This is a genomic window from Cyanobium sp. Aljojuca 7D2 (genome assembly GCF_024346415.1).
Taxonomy (GTDB): domain Bacteria; phylum Cyanobacteriota; class Cyanobacteriia; order PCC-6307; family Cyanobiaceae; genus Cyanobium_A.
This window is the reverse complement of record NZ_JAGQCX010000008.1, coordinates 82,324-98,257: the sequence shown is the minus strand read 5'-3', so window position 1 is coordinate 98,257 and position 15,934 is coordinate 82,324. Positions and strand designations below refer to the sequence as shown.

General features: G+C 69.1%; 17 protein-coding genes and 1 pseudogene. 11 read left to right on the top strand and 7 right to left on the bottom strand.

The window, feature by feature from the left end; all coding sequences use genetic code 11:
- Positions 1–113 precede the first annotated feature (113 nt).
- The 10 genes from atpE (at position 114) to KBY57_RS09765 (ending at position 7,079) form a co-directional block, all read left to right on the top strand.
- Entirely contained in the window at positions 114–362 is a 249-nt protein-coding gene (gene atpE / locus KBY57_RS09810; RefSeq protein ID WP_010315318.1) for an ATP synthase F0 subunit C, read from the top strand.
- A 97-nt stretch (positions 363–459) separates the two neighbouring features.
- Positions 460–930: a F0F1 ATP synthase subunit B' gene (locus KBY57_RS09805; RefSeq protein ID WP_254995656.1), complete on the top strand. Its 471-nt coding sequence runs from the start codon at positions 460–462 to the stop codon at positions 928–930.
- Positions 927–1,451 (top strand): F0F1 ATP synthase subunit B, encoded by a 525-nt coding sequence (locus KBY57_RS09800; protein ID WP_254995655.1) that lies wholly within the window; start codon positions 927–929, stop codon positions 1,449–1,451. Before KBY57_RS09805 ends, KBY57_RS09800 begins: the two co-directional genes overlap by 4 nt.
- A complete protein-coding gene (gene atpH / locus KBY57_RS09795; protein WP_254995654.1) occupies positions 1,451–1,999 on the top strand; it encodes an ATP synthase F1 subunit delta in 549 nt (182 codons plus the stop codon). The genes KBY57_RS09800 and atpH overlap by 1 nt, the downstream gene beginning before the upstream one ends.
- Before the next feature lie 88 nt (positions 2,000–2,087).
- Positions 2,088–3,605 carry a F0F1 ATP synthase subunit alpha gene (gene atpA / locus KBY57_RS09790; protein WP_254995653.1) on the top strand — a complete coding sequence of 506 codons (1,518 nt, stop codon included), beginning with the start codon at positions 2,088–2,090 and terminating at the stop codon, positions 3,603–3,605.
- A 15-nt stretch (positions 3,606–3,620) separates the two neighbouring features.
- Complete coding sequence (locus tag KBY57_RS09785) at positions 3,621–4,574, top strand: F0F1 ATP synthase subunit gamma (protein WP_254995652.1); 954 nt, start codon at positions 3,621–3,623, stop codon at positions 4,572–4,574.
- A 131-nt stretch (positions 4,575–4,705) separates the two neighbouring features.
- Complete coding sequence (locus KBY57_RS09780) at positions 4,706–5,428, top strand: TIGR02466 family protein (protein WP_254995650.1); 723 nt, start codon at positions 4,706–4,708, stop codon at positions 5,426–5,428.
- A gap of 36 nt (positions 5,429–5,464) precedes the next feature.
- Positions 5,465–5,827, top strand: coding sequence for a 2Fe-2S iron-sulfur cluster-binding protein (locus tag KBY57_RS09775; RefSeq protein ID WP_198953888.1), 363 nt, complete (start codon positions 5,465–5,467; stop codon positions 5,825–5,827).
- Positions 5,828–5,859: 32 nt separating this feature from the next.
- Positions 5,860–6,018 (top strand): hypothetical protein, encoded by a 159-nt coding sequence (locus KBY57_RS09770; protein WP_254995649.1) that lies wholly within the window; start codon positions 5,860–5,862, stop codon positions 6,016–6,018.
- Positions 6,015–7,079: a DUF3326 domain-containing protein gene (locus KBY57_RS09765; protein ID WP_254995648.1), complete on the top strand. Its 1,065-nt coding sequence runs from the start codon at positions 6,015–6,017 to the stop codon at positions 7,077–7,079. The genes KBY57_RS09770 and KBY57_RS09765 overlap by 4 nt, the downstream gene beginning before the upstream one ends.
- Here the strand turns inward: KBY57_RS09765 and ald are convergent, their stop codons facing one another.
- The 5 genes from ald to KBY57_RS09740 are packed head-to-tail and all read right to left on the bottom strand — an operon-like array spanning position 7,080 to position 12,995.
- Positions 7,080–8,231 carry an alanine dehydrogenase gene (gene ald / locus KBY57_RS09760; protein WP_254995647.1) on the bottom strand — a complete coding sequence of 384 codons (1,152 nt, stop codon included), beginning with the start codon at positions 8,229–8,231 and terminating at the stop codon, positions 7,080–7,082. It abuts the gene before it with no gap.
- Positions 8,232–8,234: 3 nt separating this feature from the next.
- On the bottom strand, positions 8,235–10,013 hold the full coding sequence (locus KBY57_RS09755) for an NAD+ synthase (RefSeq protein ID WP_254995646.1): 1,779 nt from the start codon (positions 10,011–10,013) through the stop codon (positions 8,235–8,237).
- Positions 10,013–10,660: a nicotinate-nucleotide adenylyltransferase gene (locus tag KBY57_RS09750; RefSeq protein WP_254995645.1), complete on the bottom strand. Its 648-nt coding sequence runs from the start codon at positions 10,658–10,660 to the stop codon at positions 10,013–10,015. Before KBY57_RS09750 ends, KBY57_RS09755 begins: the two co-directional genes overlap by 1 nt.
- Positions 10,657–11,982 carry a GTP-binding protein gene (locus tag KBY57_RS09745; protein ID WP_254995643.1) on the bottom strand — a complete coding sequence of 442 codons (1,326 nt, stop codon included), beginning with the start codon at positions 11,980–11,982 and terminating at the stop codon, positions 10,657–10,659. Before KBY57_RS09745 ends, KBY57_RS09750 begins: the two co-directional genes overlap by 4 nt.
- Positions 11,979–12,995, bottom strand: coding sequence for a CNNM domain-containing protein (locus KBY57_RS09740; RefSeq protein ID WP_254995642.1), 1,017 nt, complete (start codon positions 12,993–12,995; stop codon positions 11,979–11,981). The genes KBY57_RS09745 and KBY57_RS09740 overlap by 4 nt, the downstream gene beginning before the upstream one ends.
- A gap of 120 nt (positions 12,996–13,115) precedes the next feature.
- On the opposite strand from KBY57_RS09740, the gene KBY57_RS09735 reads away from it, so the two are divergent.
- Positions 13,116–14,435 (top strand): aminopeptidase P N-terminal domain-containing protein, encoded by a 1,320-nt coding sequence (locus KBY57_RS09735; protein WP_254995640.1) that lies wholly within the window; start codon positions 13,116–13,118, stop codon positions 14,433–14,435.
- Here the strand turns inward: KBY57_RS09735 and KBY57_RS09730 are convergent.
- Both KBY57_RS09730 and KBY57_RS09725 read right to left on the bottom strand, forming a co-directional pair.
- Positions 14,392–15,215, bottom strand: a pseudogene (locus KBY57_RS09730) (TIGR01548 family HAD-type hydrolase). The gene KBY57_RS09735 and the pseudogene KBY57_RS09730 overlap by 44 nt on opposite strands.
- Positions 15,216–15,232: 17 nt before the next feature.
- Complete coding sequence (locus KBY57_RS09725; protein WP_254995638.1) at positions 15,233–15,892, bottom strand: transaldolase family protein; 660 nt, start codon at positions 15,890–15,892, stop codon at positions 15,233–15,235.
- Positions 15,893–15,934 lie beyond the last annotated feature (42 nt).

Genomic DNA, 15,934 nt, shown 5'->3' with positions numbered 1-15,934 from the left:
TCGCGCAGGTCCGGATGCACCCCGGGCCCATTCCTTCGGGGATGTCCCAGGCGCAGGGTTTCAATCCCGGTCCACTACGCGCTGTCACGGCGCCTCCCATCCCCCACTCCACCATGGATTCCATCACCTCCGCTGCGTCTGTTGTGGCCGCTGGCCTGGCTGTCGGCCTCGGTGCCATCGGCCCCGGCATCGGTCAGGGCACCGCAGCTGGCGGCGCCGTTGAAGGCATTGCACGTCAGCCCGAAGCCGAAGGCAAGATCCGCGGCACCCTGCTGCTGTCCCTGGCCTTCATGGAAGCTCTCACCATCTACGGCCTCGTGGTCGCCCTGGTGCTGCTGTTCGCCAACCCCTTCGCCGGTTGATCGTTGCGTGAGTGGACGGAAGGTGGGGGCTTGAGCCCCTGCCCTCCCAGCCTCACGACCGCCCATCCCGCCCGATCGTTCCAGCGCCCTCGCCCCAATGACCAGCTGGCTTCTGCTCGCCGAAGCAGGTGTCCCGGAGGGAGGTCTGTTTGACCTCGACGCCACACTTCCGCTCATGGCGGTGCAGGTGGTGCTCCTCACCTTCATTCTGAATTCGTTGTTCTTCCGCCCCGTTGGCCGGGCTGTGGAGGACCGCGAGAGCTTCATTTCCACCAGTCGCGCCGATGCCAAGCAGAAGCTGGCTCAGGTTGAACGGCTTGAATCCGACCTCAAGGAGCAGCTCAAGGACGCGCGTCAGCAGTCCCAGAAGCTGATTCAGGAGGCGGAACAGGAAATGGATCGTCTCTACCGCGATGCCCTGGCGGCCGCTACAGCGGATGCCAATGCATCCCGGGAGCAGGCTCGCCGCGAGATCGATGCCGAGAGGGATCAGGCGATGACCCAGCTCAATAAGGATGCCGACAAGCTCGGTGACCTGATCGTGTCCCGCTTGCTGGCCACCTCATGACCCACCTGCTGCCTACCTTGCTCGCCAGTCACGGCGGTTTTGGTCTCAATCTCAACCTGTTTGAGACCAATATCATCAACCTGGCGATCGTCATTTTTGGCCTCTGGAAGTTTTTGCCCGGTTTCCTGGGCAGCATCCTTGAGCGCCGTCGCAACGCCATCCTGAGCGACCTTCAGGACGCTGAAGAGCGTCTGGCCTCCGCCACCGCGGCCCTGGCCCACGCCCAGCAGGACCTGGCCGCTGCTCAGCAGAAATCTGACCAGATCCGCGCTGATGGTCAGGCCCGCGCCCAGGCTCTGCGCCTGGAGAGCGAAAAGCGCACCATTGAGGAAATGGCGCGCCTGAAGCAGGGCGCCATGGCCGATCTCAGCGCTGAGGCGGCCCGGGTCACCGATCAGCTGCGTCGTGAGGCTGCCAACCGCGCCATCGCCAAGGCCCTCGCCACCCTTCCTGGGAAGCTCGATGCCGATGCCCAGGCGCGGTTGATCGATCAGTCCATCACGACTCTGGGGAAAGCCTGATGCCACTCCTCAACACGATTTCCACCCCCTACGCCGAAGCCCTGTTGCAGGTGGCTGAGTCGCGCAAGGAAACCGACACCGTGGCTGACCAGGCCAAGGGTGTGCTGGCGGTTCTCCAATCCAGCCCTGAACTGCGGGCAGCCCTCGCCTCTCCAGTGCTTGAGCCTGAGGCCAAGAAGGCGGCGTTGGCCACCCTGTTCAACGACCAGGTGACTCCCTCGCTGCAGAACCTGCTCAAGCTGCTGGCGGATCGTCAGCGCCTGCCCATGCTCGATGCGGTGCTGGCTCGTTTCCTTGAGCTCTACCGCGAGCTGCGCAACATCACCCTGGCCAAAGTCACCTCGGCCGCAGTGCTCACCGAAGAGCAACAGGCTGAGCTCAATCAAAAAGTGCAGGCGATCGCCGGTTCCAAGGCCGTGGAATTCGACCTCGCGGTCGATCCCAGCTTGATCGGTGGCTTCATCGTCAGCATGGGTTCCCAGGTGATCGACGCCAGCCTTTCCGGTCAGGTGCGCCGCCTCGGTCTGGCGCTGGCCCAGGTGAGCTAGCTCCGCTGCCAGTTCCGGCCCCTCGGTCACCCCTTCTCCGCTTCAACGCCTCCCCTTCCATCAGCTCCCCCTGTGGGGACTTCCTCCCATGGTTTCCATCCGCCCCGACGAGATCAGCGCCATCCTCAAGCAGCAGATTGAGGACTACGACAAGTCGGTCTCGGTCAGCAACGTCGGAACCGTGCTGCAGATCGGCGATGGTATCGCCCGTGTGTATGGCCTGCAGCAGGTGATGGCCGGCGAGCTGGTGCAGTTTGAAGACGGCACCGAAGGCATCGCCCTCAACCTGGAGGACGACAACGTCGGTGTGGTGCTGATGGGCGAAGGCCGCGGCATCCAGGAAGGCAGCACCGTGAAGGCCACCGGCAAGATCGCCGCCGTGCCCGTGGGCGACGCCATGCTCGGCCGGGTGGTGAATTCCCTCGGGCAGCCGATCGATGGCAAGGGCGACATCGCCACCACCGAAACCCGCCTGATCGAATCGATGGCGCCTGGGATCATCCAGCGCAAGTCGGTGCACGAGCCCATGCAAACGGGCATCACCGCCATCGACGCGATGATCCCCATCGGCCGCGGCCAGCGCGAACTGATCATCGGCGACCGCCAGACCGGCAAGACCGCCATCGCGATCGACACGATCATCAACCAGAAGGGTGAAGACGTCGTCTGCGTCTATGTGGCTGTGGGCCAGAAGGCCGCTTCCGTGGCCAACGTGGTGGAAGTGCTGCGCGAGAAAGGCGCCCTCGACTACACCATCGTGGTGGCCGCCAGTGCCTCCGAGTCGGCTGCCCTCCAATACCTGGCTCCTTACACCGGCGCAGCCCTGGCTGAGTCGTTCATGTACAAGGGCAAGGCCACTCTCGTCATCTACGACGACCTCACCAAGCAGGCCCAGGCCTACCGCCAGATGTCGCTGCTGCTGCGTCGTCCCCCCGGTCGTGAGGCCTATCCCGGCGACGTCTTCTACTGCCACAGCCGTCTGCTGGAGCGCGCCGCCAAGCTGAGCGATGCCATGGGCAAGGGTTCGATGACCGCCCTGCCGATCATTGAAACCCAGGCCGGTGACGTGTCGGCCTACATCCCCACCAACGTGATCTCGATCACCGATGGTCAGGTGTTCCTCAGCTCCGACCTGTTCAACTCCGGTCTGCGCCCCGCCATCAACGTGGGCATCTCGGTGAGCCGGGTGGGCGGTGCCGCCCAGACCAAGGCCATCAAGAAGATCGCCGGCACCCTCAAGCTCGAGCTAGCTCAGTTCGATGAGCTGGCAGCGTTTTCCCAGTTCGCCTCCGACCTCGACGCCGCTACCCAGCAGCAGCTGGCTCGCGGCAAGCGTCTGCGCGAGATCCTCAAGCAGCCCCAGTTCAGCCCCCTGATCCTGGCTGAGCAGGTCGCCGTGGTGTACGCCGGTGTGAAGGGCTTGATTGACGAAGTTCCCGTGGAGTCGGTCGTGCAGTTCTGCCGCGAGCTCCGCGACTACCTCAAGAGCAACAAGGCCGACTACATCTCCAAGCTGCAGACCGAGAAGCAACTCAGCGACGAAGCTGAGGCCATGCTGAAGGATGCGATCAACGAGGTGAAGTCGACCATGCTCGCCTCCGTTTGAGGAGGGGCAGTACCAATGGCAAACCTCAAAGACATCCGCGACCGAATCAGTTCGGTCAAGAACACCCGCAAGATCACCGAGGCCATGCGTCTGGTGGCGGCCGCCAAGGTGCGCCGTGCCCAGGAGCAGGTGCTGCGCAGCCGGCCCTTCGCCGACCGCCTTGCCCGCGTTCTGGAAAATCTCCAGTCGCGCATGCGCTTTGAAGATGCCGATGCTCCTTTGCTGGAGCAGCGCGACGTGGCCACCATCACCCTGATGGCGGTGACCGGTGATCGTGGACTGTGTGGTGGCTACAACGCCAACATCATCAAGCGCACCGAGCAGCGCGTTGCTGAGCTCAAGGGCCAGGGCTATGCCGTGGATCTGGTGTTGATCGGCCGCAAGGCGATCACCTACTTCCAGAATCGCGCCAGCCTCTACACGATCCGGGCCACCTTCACTGGCCTTGAGCAGGTGCCCAAGGCCAGTGAGGCCATGGGCATCGCCAACGAGCTGCTGGCTGAGTTCCTGTCTGGCACCACCGACCGGGTTGAGATCATCTTCACCAAGTTCATCAACCTGGTGAGCTCCAAGCCGGTCATCCAGACCCTGCTGCCCCTGGACCCCCAGGGCATTGCCATTCCGGAAGACGAGATCTTCCGTCTCACCACCAGGGATGGTCAGCTGGGTGTGGAAGTGGGTACCGCGGCCAATGTGCAGCCGAAGCTGCCGTCGGACATCGTGTTCGACCAGAGCCCGGATCAGCTGCTCAATTCGCTGCTGCCCCTGTATCTGGAAAACCAGTTGCTGCGCTCTCTTCAGGAAGCTGCTGCTTCAGAGCTCGCCAGTCGGATGACGGCCATGAACAACGCCAGCGACAACGCCAAGGCGCTCGCCAAGACCCTCACCCTCGACTACAACAAAGCCCGTCAGGCGGCCATCACCCAGGAGATCCTGGAAGTGGTCGGTGGCGCCGCCGCCATGGCCTGAGCTCAGCCTCTTCACGCTGCCGTCAGCGTTCCATCCCCGGACTCCCCGCCACCGTGTGGAGTCCGGGGATTTTTGTGCGCTGCTGCAGCTGAGATGCTGGAGCGGAATCCCTGTGCGTTGTGGAGGAGCCGATGCTCCAGCCGTTGCCTGCCGCTGCCGGGCTGGCGATCGAGCCCCTGTTTCCTCTGGCGCTCGGCCGGGTGCAGCTGTTGCCCGATCCGCTCGACACGGCCCTGCAGATTCAGGCGATGCATGGCCTCAGGGGTGAGGCTGGTTCCAATCCGGATCCAGGCTGCGCCTGGACGGGAGATCTCAACGGCGTGTGGCAGCTGCAGCGCCATCCCGTCTTTGCCCCCTTGATCGCCGTTCTTGCGGGTCACGCGCAGGCCTACCTGCAGCAGCTCGGCTTTGATCACGCCAAGACGGCCCTGCACATTCAGCGCTGCTGGCCGGTGCTCAGTGAGGCGGGGCAGGTGGTGGGACGGCACCACCACCCCAATGCCAATCTCAGTGCCATCTACTACCTCAATGGCGATGGCACCGGGCGCAACGGTTGTCTGCGCCTGTGGCCGCAGCGGCAGATCAATGAGCTGGTGCCGGGCATGGCTGTGGGGCACGGCGGCCCCCTCGCCCCCTCGCCCTGGACCGCTCCCTGGGTGGATGTGGCTCCCCAGGCTGGCCTGCTGCTGCTGTTCCCCAGCTGCCTGGATCACGCCGTGCTGCCCAACGAGGACCCCGACGATCTGCGCTGCTCCCTCAGCATCGATTTCGCTTTGAGCGCACCTGCCGCTGAGGCCGGAGCGACACCGCCGGAATATCTGGCCCCCCACCCCAGCCAGTGGCAGGAGTTGTGAGCCCGCCCGCCGGGTGCGTGGAGGCGGGCTGGGAAGATGGGGCATCGCAGCTCCGATCCGGCCCCTCCCGTGACCGATCCCCAGACCTTCACGATCACCGCCGCATTTGAAGGCGCCCAGCACACCTTCCCCTGCCGCAGCGACCAGACCGTGCTGGCTGCGGCCGAGGCGGCCGGCGTGCCCCTGCCCAGCTCCTGCTGTTCGGGGGTTTGTACCACCTGTGCGGCGCTGATCAGCGAGGGCAGCGTGCACCAGCCCGACGCCATGGGCGTCAAGGCCGAGCTGCAGCAGCAGGGGTACGCCTTGCTCTGCGTCTCCTTTCCCCTGGCGGATCTCAAGCTCCAGGCGGGGATGGAAGACGCCCTCTACGAAGCCCAGTTCGGCCAATACCAGAAGTGAGCAGCTCGGCGCTCAGCCTGCGCCCCGTTACCTTGCGTTTCCCCCGTGGCTCCGGCTCGTTGCGGGTCCAGATCGAAACCGCCCTGGCGGCTGAGGGGCAGCCGTTGCGCTGGGCCATCACCTCGGTGGAGCCGGCCGCTGCGTCCACGCCGGATGTGGTGCTGACGATTGAAGCGGTGGTGCTGGCATGACGGCCGCTCGCCCCCTGCCCACCCTGCTGGTGATTCCCACCGGCATCGGTTGTGAGCTCGGCGGCTACGCGGGCGATGCCCTACCCGTCGCCCGCTTGCTGGCGGCGGCCAGCGGCTGCCTGATCACCCACCCCAACGTGATGAACGGGGCGGCCCTCTACTGGAGCGACCCCCGCATCCACTACGTGGAGGGATCGGCCTTGGATCGCTTCGCCGCCGGGGCTCTGGCGTTGCAGCCGGTGCGCCGGCAGCGGGTGGGCTTGCTGCTCGATGCCGGTATTGAGGAGGAGTTGCGCTGGCGCCACCTGCAGGTGGCCGAGGGTTGTCGTGCCAGCCTGGGTTTGGAGATCGGCCCGGTGGTCAGCACCGATGCGCCCCTTGAAGTCTCCTTGCGCCAGGGGGCCAGCGGCGCCAGCTGGGGGCAGCTCGGCCGCCCCGACGCCCTGCTGCGGGCTGGCCGGCAGCTGCAGGCGGCTGGGGCCACGGCCATCGCCGTGGTGGCCCGCTTTCCGGAGGATCCCGGTAGTGAGGCCCTGGCGGCCTATCGCCAGGGCTCTGGCGTGGATGCCCTGGCCGGCGCCGAAGCGGTGATCAGCCATCTGCTCAGCCGGGAGCTGGGGATCCCCTGCGCCCATGCGCCGGCCCTCAGCCCGCTGCCGCTGGATCCCGATCTCGATCCGCGGGCGGCGGGGGAGGAATTGGGCTACACGTTTCTGGCCTGCGTGCTGGTCGGCTTGAGCCGGGCGCCCGATCTGGTGCCGCTGGCAGCTGGTGCGTCCGCGCCCTGGGCAGCGAGTGCAGACCTGCTGCAGATCGGTGACGTGGGGGCCGTGGTCGCACCCGCAGGAGCCCTCGGCGGTGCTGCCGTGCTGGCCTGCGCCGAGCGCGGCATTCCCGTGATCGCTGTGCACAACCCCTGTGTGCTGGCGGTCTCGGCCGAGGCCCTGGGGCTGGAGGTGCTGACGGCGGACAGTTATGCGGCAGCGGCGGGGTTGTTGGTGGCCCTGCGGGAGGGGATCAGCCCCGCCGCCCTGGAGCGGCCCCTGCCCCGCCTGCGCTAGTTACTGCAGGCAGGCCATCGGGTGCCGGGGGGTCACCCCCAGGGCCCTGGCCACGCCCGGGTGGCACACGGCCCCAGCCGCGGTGTTGAGGCCTGAGAGCAGCTCGGGGCGATCGGTGACGGCCTCCACCAGGCCCCGCCCGGCCATCACCAGGATGTAGGGCAGGGTGACGCTCACCAGAGCTTCGGTGGAGGTGTAGGGCACGGCGCCGGGCATGTTGCCGACGGCGTAGTGCTGCACGCCGTGGAGGGTGTGCACCGGATCGGTGTGGGTGGTCTCGCGGCTGGTGGCAATGCAGCCCCCCTGGTCGATCGCCACATCGACGATCACCGAGCCAGGCTGCATCTGCTGCACCAGCGCTTCACTCACCAGGGTGGGGGCGCGGCCGCCGGCGGTGAGCACGGCTCCGATCAGCAGGTCGGCCTCCGGCACCAGGCGTTCGATCAGGCTGCGGTTGCTCACCAGGCTCACCAGGCGCCCGCGGCGGTGGGGCTCAAGGCTGCGCAATTTCTGGGGCGAGCGGTCCAGCAGAAACACCTCCGCGTCCATCGCGGCGGCGATCCGGGCCGCATTCCAGCCCACACTGCCTGCCCCCAACACGACCACCCGGGCCGGCCGCACCCCGGTGCAGCCCCCCATCAGGATGCCGCGCCCGCCGTGGGGTTTTTCCAGCAGGTGGGCCCCCACCTGGGCGGCGATGCGGCCGGCGATCTCGCTCATCGGCGCCAGCAGGGGCAGGGAGCCGTCGTCGAGCTGCACCGTTTCGTAGGCCACCGCTGTGGTGCCGGCCGCCAGCAGGGCCCGGCCCACATCGGGATAGGCCGCCAGGTGCAGGTAGGTGAACAGCACCAGGTCGGGGCGCAGGAAGGCAAATTCCTCCGGCTGGGGCTCCTTCACCTTCACCACCAGGTGGGCGGCCCAGGCCTCCTCAGCGCTTACCAGCCGGGCGCCGGCAGCGGCAAACTGCCCATCTGTGAATCCCGCCCCCAGGCCAGCGCCGGACTGGATCCGCACCTCCATGCCCTGGTTCACCAGGTCGCCGGCGGCGTCTGGGGTGAGGGCCACCCGCTGCTCGTCGCGCTTGATTTCCGCTGGCACGCCGATGCTGGCCATTGGTGCCGTGTGGCCCGCGCCGGGGCTGGGGGCTGCCATGGATCAGCTGCGCAGAGGTTCCTCCAGATTGGCGGCGGCGATCGGCATGCGCCAGCCACTGCCAAACGACCGGCTGCCGATCTTGAGCAGGGGAGGGGCCTGGCGCCGCTTGAATTCGGCCCGGCGCAGCAGCGCCATCACCCGGTGGGCCAGCTCGGCCGGGGTGCCGTCGGCGATCAGCTCCTCCGGGCTTTGCAGGTGTTCGATGTAGCGGCGCAGGATCGGATCGAGCACGGCGTAATCGGGCAGCGAATCGCTGTCGCGCTGATCGGGGCGCAGCTCGGCGCTGGGGGGCTTTTCGCGGATGGCCTGCCCCACCAGCTCGCCATCGGCCGGCAGCCCCAGCTCGTGACGGCAGGGGCCGGCGGCCGGGCTGTCGAGCCAGTCGCAAAGGGCAAACACGGTGGTCTTGTAGAGGTCGCCGATCACCGCCAGGCCGCCGTTCATGTCGCCGTAGAGGGTGCAGTAGCCCACGGCCAGCTCGCTTTTGTTGCCGGTGGAGAGCAGCAACTGGCCCTTTTGGTTGGCCACCGCCATCAGCAGGGTGCCGCGGATGCGCGATTGCAGGTTTTCAGCGCTGAGCCCGGCGGGCGGGCCGGCCAGCACCGGCGTGAGGGCGGCGTCGAAGCCGGCCATCAGCGGCGCGATGGCCGCGATCTGGGTGGCCAGCCCCAGCCGGGCGGCCAGGGCCTGGGCGTCGCGCAGCGATCCCTCCGAGCTCCAGGGGGAGGGCATCAGCACACCCTGCACCCGCTCGGCCCCCAGGGCGGCGGCGGCGATCACGGCCACCAGGGCCGAATCGATGCCGCCGCTCAGCCCCAGCAGCGCAGCGTGAAAGCCGCATTTGCGGGCGTAGTCGGCCACGCCCAGCACCAGGGTGCGGAACAGCTGCTCGAGCGGCTCGGGCACCGGGGTGAGCAGGAGGGCATCCGGGTGGGGGGTGCTGGGGGCGGCGCAAGGTGCGGCATCCCAGGTCAACACCTGCTCGCGGCCACAGGCCAGCTGGCACACCACTCCACGACCCGCCTCCACTGCGCCACCGGCATCCGGCCCGCCCCTGGGATTCATCACGAAGCTGGCGCCATCGAACACCAGCTCGTCGTTGCCGCCCACCTGGTTGACGTAGACCACCGGGCAGCCCAACCGGGTGGCGGCACGGTGGGCCAGGCTCTGGCGCAGGGCCACTTTGGCCTGGCCAAAAGGGGACGCCGAGAGGTTGAGCAGCAGGTCGACGTGGTGCGGGAGCAATTCGGCGACGGGATCGGCTCCAGCCAGGCGGTGGCCCTGCAGCTCCTCCTCCACCCAGAGGTCTTCGCAGATCGTCAGGCCCAGGCGCCAGTGGCGGCCGCCCTGCTCCAGCTCGAGCAGGCTCGGCTCGCTGGCGGCGCAGAAGTAGCGCTGTTCGTCGAAGACGTCGTAGGTGGGCAGCAGCCGTTTGCGGGCCACCACCCGCCAGTTGCCGGCTTGCACCAGGGCCACGGCGTTGAACAGGTTGGGCAACGCCGCCGCGCCATTGGGTTCGGCGATGCCCACCAGCACGGCCAGCTGGGGCAGCTCCTCCGCTAGGGCGTCGGCCAGCTGCTGCAGCACAACGCCCTGCTGTGCGATCAGGCTCGGCCGCAGCAGCAGGTCGCGCGGCGGGTAGCCCCAGAGGGAGAGCTCGGGGGTGAGCACCAGGCTGGCCCCCTGGCCAGCGGCCTGGTGGCAGGCCGTCAAAATCCGCGCGCCGTTGCCCGCCAGGTCGCCCACCAGCGGATTGAGTTGGGCCAGGGCGAGGCGCATCAGGGGCTTTCGAGGCGGCGGTCGAGACGGCTTTCCAGGCGGCGGGTGTGGCTCGAGCGGGTTAGGCCATAGAGATTGTGCTCCAGCAGCAGCGGCACCAGGGCGGCGGGGATCTGGCTGGGGTCTGGGTTTTGGCGCACCGCCGAGCTGGCGGTGGCGGGCACCTCCAGGTTGAGGCTGATCACCCGGCCGCCGAGGGCCTCGAGCGCCTCCACGCTGCCGGCCTGCAGGGGCCAGCCGGCCCGGGGGGCGATGGCCAGCAGGCAGCGCTCCAGCACTGCCGGGGCCTGCTTCCAGCTGGGGATCTGGGGAGCCAGATCGCTGCCCACCACAAACACCAGCTCGCGGCCGGGCCAGCACGCCGCCGCGCGCTCCAGGGTGGTGATCGCCCACGGGCTGCTCAGCTCCTGCCGGTGGCTGAGCCGGGGGTTGCCGATGGCGGCCACCAGTTGGCCGAGCAGGGCCGCCCGCTGCTCCAGGGGCGCGCCGTGTTGCTTGAGCGGGTTGTCGCTGGCCCAGGTGGCCACGCGGGGATAGAGCTGCAGCAGCCCCTCCAGCAGGGCCTGGTGGCCGCGGGTGGGTGGATCGGCGCTGGTCCCGAACAGGGCGACCGACCCCTCTTCGGTCTTGACGGCCCCACTGCTCACGGCAGCAGGGCCTGCAGGTTGGCCGGTGGCTCGGGGCGATCGCCCAGCCACAGGCGCACCTGGGGATCGGTGCGGGCCAGGCGGCGCAGCAGGGCCCCGGGGCGGCCGCCCCGCTGGGCGCTCCGCAGCAGTTCGGCGGCCGCCAGCCGGCCCGTGAGCCGGGTGGTGTGCACGGCCAGGGCCGCCTGGGCCAGGGCCACCGGCGCGGCCGGCGCCAGGCTCAGCCCTCCAGTGAGGGGCGCCGCCACCAGCAGCAGCTGGCGCAGCGCCCCCAGCAGCAGCTGGATGCCGAGCTGGGCGCCCCCCAGCAGGGCGTTGTGGCCCGAAAGACGCCGCAGGAGCTGGCGGGCGCCGGCGCCATGCATGGGTAGGCCGTAGAGCTGGCAGAGCTGCAGCACCAGGGCCGTGTCGCAGGCCAGGCCGCCGGCCAGATCGAGCAGCACCAGCGGGTTGGCGGCCACACCCGTGGCTTTGAGGGCGGCGAAGCGGCCGATCAGGGATTGGGCGGCCTGGCGGCTGGCCCCCAGGCGCCAGCGCTGCAGGGCCTGGTGGAAGCGGTCGGCGGCGCCGAGGGCATTAAGGGCCAGCAGCAGCGGCCCGTGCTGCTCCAGCAGCTGCACCAAGGCCTGGCGCAGCGGCGCCACCCGGGGCGGCTGGGGGATGCTGCGCACCCGGCCATCGGCCAGCAGCTGGGGCAGGCGTGGCGCGGCAGCCACCGGAATCAGCTCCAGGTGCAGGGCCGCGGCGGGCAGGCGCCGCTGGATGCTGGCGATCAGCTCGGCTTGCTCCGCTGCGCTCCAGCAGTCGCAGCGGTTGAGCACCAGCAGCAGCGGCTTGCCGCTGGCCAGCAGGGGGGCGAGCGCATCGTGCTCGACGCTGGTGAGGTCGCCATCGAGCACCAGCAGCACCAGGTCGGCGCCCAGGGCCACCCGGGCGGCCAGCCGGGCCCGGGCTGCAGCGGCGATCTCATCGATGCCGGGGGTGTCCACCAGCTCCACCCGCTGCAGGCCTTCAATCGGCTGATCCCAGGCCCGGGCGGCCTGGTGGCGGGTGCAGCCATGGGCCACGTCGGTGGCGAAGGCCACCTCCCCCAGCAGGGCGTTGAGCAGGCTCGACTTGCCCACCCCCACCCGGCCGAACACGGCCACCCGCAGGCAGCGTTGGCGCAGGCGCTCCAGCTGGCGATCGAGGGCCTGGCGCTGGCCGGCCAGCTGGTTCTGTTCGCGGCCGCTGAGCTGCAGCTGGCGGCTCCACTGGTCCAGGAGCTGCTGGCAGCGCTCAGGGGTGGCGGGCACCGGAGTTTCGCCAGCGGTGGGCCTCATGGCCGGGCTCCCTCGGCGGCGGGTTGGGGCCGGCGCCACCAGCCCGCCAGCACGGCCAGCACCGCCTCAGCGCCGATCACCCCGACGAAGCCACCGAATTCATCCACCACCACCCGCACGCCGGTGCTGTTGCGGCGAAAGCCGGTGAGCAGCCGGTCAGCGCGGATCATTTCGGGCACGTAGTCGACCGGCTCGCTCAGGGAGGCAGCACTGCGGGCCCCGCCCCCCTGGAGCAGGGCTGTGAGCAGTTTCTCGCGGCTGGCCACCCCCAGCACCTCGTCGACTTCCTCACCCAGCACCACCCACCACTCGGCGTTCTGGGCCAGCAAGGCATCGCGCAGCTGATCCAGGCTGGCGGCCCCTTCCAGGGTGGGGGCCGCCACCCGTGGAGTCATCAGGTCGCGGGCGGTGAGGTCGTTGAGCTGGAACACCTTGGCGATCATCGCCGCCTCATCGGCTTCGATCTGGCCCTTCTGGGAGCCCAACCGGGCCAGCAGGCGGATCTCCTCCTCGTCGGTGCTGATCTCGTTTTCGGCGGTGATCGCCGGCAGCAGCTGCTCCAGCAGCAGCACCAGCGGCAGCATCAGTTGCGCCATCACTGCCAGGGCCGGTGCACTGCCCAGGGCCACCGGCAGGGCGAGGCGGCTGCCCAGGGCCTTGGGCAGGATCTCGCCCAGCAGGATCACCAGCACCGTGAGCCCCACCGAAAACAGCGGCAGGGCGATGCCTTCGATGCCGTGGCGGCTGAACACGGTGGCGGCATAGCCGCCCAACATCAGGCTGCCGAAGATGTTGAAGCCGTTGTTGGCGATCACCAGCACCGAGAGGGTGCGGCCCAGTCGCTGCCGCAGCTGCTCCAGGCGCCGGGCGCCGCGCACGGGGCGGCTGCGGGCCGCCAACTCATGCACCCGCACGGGGTTGACCGTGAGCAGGGCCGCTTCCACCCCCGAGCACAGGGCCGATCCGGCGATCACCACCACCACCAGCAGCGCCAGGGCGAGCAGGTCGTTCATTCCGCCGGATTACTGCTGGCCATGCCCCTATTCAATCGCCCCTGCCAACGCCTCTCGCCAACGTCTGCAGCGCCGACTGCTCCAGACTGGCGCCCAGCCAGGGCCCCCAGGCCGTCACCCATGCTCGATCTGTCGATCTTTGCCCAGCGGCGCACGCGCTTCTTCGAGCTGTTGGGTGAGGCGGCGGCGGTGATTCCGGCGGCGCCGCTCGTCACCCACCATGCCGACTGCGAGTGGCCCTTTCGGCAGAACAGCGACTTCTGGTACCTCACCGGTTTCGATGAACCGGACGCTGTGGCGCTGTTTCTGCCGCATCGGCCCGAGGGCGAGCGCTTCGTGTTGTTTGTGGCCCCCAAGGAGCCCAGCGCTGAGGTGTGGAATGGGTTCCGTTGGGGCACCGAAGGTGCGGTGGCTGCGTTTGGCGCCGATCTGGCCCATCCCCGCAGCGAACTGGAGCAGCGTCTGCCCCACTACCTGAAGGGCGCCGAGGGCATCGCCTTCCGCGTGGGCCGGCACCCCAAGGTGGAGCCGTTGGTGCTGGCGGCCTGGGCCGGTCAGCTCGATCGGGCCCCCCGCAGTGGCTCGGCCGCCTTTGGTCTGGTGGCCCCCTGCCCGCTGCTGCACGACCTGCGGCTGCGCAAGGCGCCCGAGGAGCTGGACCGCATGCGGGAGGCGGCGCGCATCTCTGCGGAAGCCCATGAGCTGGCCCGTCAGGTGGTGCGGCCCGGCCTCAACGAGCGCCAGGTGCAGGCGGTGATCGAGCAGCACTTCCTCGAGCAGGGGGCCCGCGGCCCGGCCTACGGCACGATCGTGGCCGGCGGCGACAACGCTTGCGTGCTGCACTACACCGCCAACAACGCCCCCCTGCGCGACGGCGATCTGCTGCTGATCGACGCCGGTTGCTCCCTGGGGGATTACTACAACGGAGATATCACCCGCACCTTCCCGGTGGGCGGCCGCTTCAGCGCTGAGCAGCGGGCCCTGTATGAGTTGGTGCTGGCGGCCCAGGAAGCGGCGGTGGCCTCCGTGGCGCCGGGGTTCAGCGCCGAGGGCGTGCATGACACGGCCGTGCGGGTGCTGGTGGCCGGACTGCTCGACCTGGGCCTGTTGGCCGGCTCGGTGGATGGGGTGATCGAGCAGGGGGCCTACCGCCACCTCTACATGCACCGCACGGGCCACTGGCTCGGGCTCGACGTCCACGACGTGGGCGCCTATCGGCTGGGCGAGCACCACGTGGAGCTGGAGCCAGGCATGGTGCTCACCGTGGAGCCGGGGCTCTATGTGAGCGATCGGCTGCCGGTGCCCGAGGGCCAGCCCGCCATCGAGGAGCGCTGGAAGGGGATCGGCATCCGCATCGAAGACGACGTGGCCGTCACCGACCACGGCCACGAGAACCTCACCGCCGCAGCCCTGAAGGCGCCGGCGGCCCTGGAGCGCTGAGGGTCAGGGCAGCAGCGGCAGCAGCTCCTGGAGCAGGGAGTCGGTCGTTTGAAGCACCGCATCAGCGCCGGCCTCCCGCAGGCGCGCCTCGTAGGCGGCTCGCGCTTCGGGCTGGCCATGCAGGTGGGGCGGTGCCACTGCCAGGCTGAGGAAGCGCTGACCAGGGCACTGGGCCCGGGCCCGCTGCACGGTGCGCACATCGGCCACGGTGTCGCCCAGGTAGGCCACTGCAGGCGTTTCGGGCCCCAGCATTCCGCCTGCGAGCGGGGCGGCCAGCTGCAGCAGGCCGGTGGGATCGGGCTTGTCGGGCGCATCCCCCATGGCGATCAGGGGCGGATCGGCCAGGGCCAGGCGGGTTTGCAGCACGTAGCGGCAGGAGGGGGGTTCGGCGCCGCTGACGAAGCCGTAGGCCAGATCGGCTGCCGTTAGGGCGGCAAAGAAGGACGGCTGCACCAGCAGCGGCTCGTCGCCGATGAACCCCCGCCAATGGCTGGGGTCTCCCTCGGGATCGCCGCCGAAATAGAAGGCTTCGAACACGGCCACCAGTGCCTCAAACGCTGGCAGGGGTGTGTGGCCCGCTCGCCGCAGCAGCTCCAGCGACGCCTCCCAGTCGTTGTTCCAGCAGCCTTCGTTCTTGAGGGCATCGATGGCGGCGGGCTCAGGCCGCTGACCGGCGTAGTGGTGCACCGTTTCCACGATCGCGCGGCGGTAGCTGCCGCCTACATCGCGGATCACGCCGTCGATGTCGAACAGCACAACGGCCTGGGGCGGGCTTGGCATCGGCGGTGCTGGCGACATCAGGCTTGAGCGTCTTGCTCAAACTGGGCGCTCGCCGCCTCGGTGGCCTCGCAGCTGAACAGTGCTGCGGCCAGTTCCGGGCTGATCGTGAAGGTGTTCAGGCCGGCGCCCGCCAGGCGGGTGAGCTCGTGGGGCTGGCGCAGGCTGGCCACCAGCAGACGCACACTCGCGCCAACGCCCGCAAGGCTGCGTTGCATGGCGATCACCTCTGCCACGCCGTCGCGGCCCTGATCGTTGATCCGGCCCAGATAGGGGGCGATGTAGGCGACCCCCAGGGCGGCGGCGATCAACACCTGGTGGGGCTCGTAGCAGGCGGTGAAGGTGATGGGGACGCCAGAGCGGACCAACTCGCGGGCGACGGCTGCGCCCTGCTCGGTGACTGGCAGTTTCACGGCGATGCGGCCGGGGGCCAGTGCCGCAAGGGCCTGGCCGCAGTGCAGCATCTCCGCTGCGTTGGCGCCCCAGGCCTGCAGGTGCAGTTCGGCGATGCCATGGGCCAGGGCCACGCGGCTGAGCTCAGCCAGGCCGTGGAGGCTGCAGGGCTGGTTGGCCCGGCGCAGCAGGGTGGGATTGGTGGTGACGCCGTGGAACAGGCCGCTGGGCAGCCACTGCTGCCAGGCTTGAGGGTCGGCCGAATCGAGGAACAGGCGCAAGGCCATGGCCGGGGAGCAGGCCGGTGACCGGCGGAGCGGCTGGTAGGT

Coding starts and splice junctions, on each gene's coding strand:
- atpE (WP_010315318.1), top strand. CDS start 114: ATGGATTCCATCACCTCCGCTGCGTCTGTTGTGGCCGCTGGCCTGGCT.
- KBY57_RS09805 (WP_254995656.1), top strand. CDS start 460: ATGACCAGCTGGCTTCTGCTCGCCGAAGCAGGTGTCCCGGAGGGAGGT.
- KBY57_RS09800 (WP_254995655.1), top strand. CDS start 927: ATGACCCACCTGCTGCCTACCTTGCTCGCCAGTCACGGCGGTTTTGGT.
- atpH (WP_254995654.1), top strand. CDS start 1,451: ATGCCACTCCTCAACACGATTTCCACCCCCTACGCCGAAGCCCTGTTG.
- atpA (WP_254995653.1), top strand. CDS start 2,088: ATGGTTTCCATCCGCCCCGACGAGATCAGCGCCATCCTCAAGCAGCAG.
- KBY57_RS09785 (WP_254995652.1), top strand. CDS start 3,621: ATGGCAAACCTCAAAGACATCCGCGACCGAATCAGTTCGGTCAAGAAC.
- KBY57_RS09780 (WP_254995650.1), top strand. CDS start 4,706: ATGCTCCAGCCGTTGCCTGCCGCTGCCGGGCTGGCGATCGAGCCCCTG.
- KBY57_RS09775 (WP_198953888.1), top strand. CDS start 5,465: ATGGGGCATCGCAGCTCCGATCCGGCCCCTCCCGTGACCGATCCCCAG.
- KBY57_RS09765 (WP_254995648.1), top strand. CDS start 6,015: ATGACGGCCGCTCGCCCCCTGCCCACCCTGCTGGTGATTCCCACCGGC.
- ald (WP_254995647.1), bottom strand. CDS start 8,231: ATGGCAGCCCCCAGCCCCGGCGCGGGCCACACGGCACCAATGGCCAGC.
- KBY57_RS09755 (WP_254995646.1), bottom strand. CDS start 10,013: ATGCGCCTCGCCCTGGCCCAACTCAATCCGCTGGTGGGCGACCTGGCG.
- KBY57_RS09745 (WP_254995643.1), bottom strand. CDS start 11,982: ATGAGGCCCACCGCTGGCGAAACTCCGGTGCCCGCCACCCCTGAGCGC.
- KBY57_RS09740 (WP_254995642.1), bottom strand. CDS start 12,995: ATGAACGACCTGCTCGCCCTGGCGCTGCTGGTGGTGGTGGTGATCGCC.
- KBY57_RS09735 (WP_254995640.1), top strand. CDS start 13,116: ATGCTCGATCTGTCGATCTTTGCCCAGCGGCGCACGCGCTTCTTCGAG.
- KBY57_RS09725 (WP_254995638.1), bottom strand. CDS start 15,892: ATGGCCTTGCGCCTGTTCCTCGATTCGGCCGACCCTCAAGCCTGGCAG.